This window comes from Psychromarinibacter sediminicola, assembly GCF_029168335.1.
GTDB lineage: Bacteria > Pseudomonadota > Alphaproteobacteria > Rhodobacterales > Rhodobacteraceae > Psychromarinibacter > Psychromarinibacter sediminicola.
The window spans coordinates 1-564 of sequence record NZ_JARGYC010000228.1 but is presented as its reverse complement, the minus strand read 5'-3'; the positions used below and the strand labels follow the sequence as shown (position 1 = coordinate 564).

Below are 564 nucleotides of genomic sequence, written 5' to 3'. Positions count from 1 at the left end.
ACTCGGCAGGATATGCGACCTGTTCTCTCCGGTTGAATGCAGAAACTATTTCCAGGCTGCGGGATATGCGCCTGGTTAATCCCGAAAGACTCTAATTCTTTGGCAACCCACCGAACGCTCACCGCCTGTCCTCCACCCAGTTCGCCACGATCAGCCCCGGCACGCTGTCGAGCGCTCGCTCGGCGTCGCGGTCGAGATCCAGCCGCTTCGGCAGCTTGACCTGCGGGACGAGCAGGAAGATCGGCGCGGTGACCTGGTTGCGGCCGGTCTTCGCGCGTGACGCAACCGCCTGACCGCGGGTGTTGATCCGGGCCCTGTCGGCCACCAGCAGGCTGGGGCCGCGACGCCGGTAGACGAACCGCAAGCGAATGCCGCGGCGGCGTTCCCATTCGCCGGGGGTTAACTTAGCGCCTCGGAGACCACGACCGGCCGCCTCGGTCGGTATTGCGAGCCAGAATCCGTCCTTCGAGCGGATCAGGGTAGTGCCCCGGGAAATGGTGTAGGAACTGGCGTCCACCTGCTTCTTCATAGCTGGTGTCGCTCGTTCACTGGGCGGCGATCATA

Annotated in this window: 1 pseudogene; it reads right to left on the bottom strand. The window is 64.0% G+C overall.

What is annotated here, in order from left to right:
* Positions 1 to 118: 118 nt before the first annotated feature.
* Positions 119 to 478 (bottom strand): annotated as a pseudogene (locus P1J78_RS25125) (DUF6441 family protein); the annotation flags it as partial.
* Positions 479 to 564: the final 86 nt, after the last annotated feature.